Source organism: Pseudomonas sp. SIMBA_067 (assembly GCF_046534675.1).
Taxonomy (GTDB): Bacteria; Pseudomonadota; Gammaproteobacteria; order Pseudomonadales; family Pseudomonadaceae; genus Aquipseudomonas; species Aquipseudomonas putida.
The window spans coordinates 1-316 of the sequence record NZ_JAWRYH010000203.1 but is presented as its reverse complement, the minus strand read 5'-3'; the positions used below and the strand labels follow the sequence as shown (position 1 = coordinate 316).

Here is a 316-nt window from a genome sequence, read left to right as displayed (position 1 = left end):
TGAGGCTTAACCTTACAACGCCGAAGCTGTTTTGGCGGATGAGAGAAGATTTTCAGCCTGATACAGATTAAATCAGAACGCAGAAGCGGTCTGATAAAACAGAATTTGCCTGGCGGCCGTAGCGCGGTGGTCCCACCTGACCCCATGCCGAACTCAGAAGTGAAACGCCGTAGCGCCGATGGTAGTGTGGGGTCTCCCCATGCGAGAGTAGGGAACTGCCAGGCATCAAATAAGTGAAGAAGCCCCGCACGAAAGTGCGGGGCTTTTTTACGTCTGCACTTTGCCATGTTAAGCTGAAAATATGATCTACAGGGAC

Annotated in this window: 1 rRNA gene; it reads left to right on the top strand. The window is 51.6% G+C overall.

The features are described 5' to 3' along the window. The first annotated feature begins 108 nt into the window (after nucleotides 1-108). Nucleotides 109-224 (top strand): 5S ribosomal RNA (gene rrf, locus SB765_RS28735). Nucleotides 225-316 lie beyond the last annotated feature (92 nt).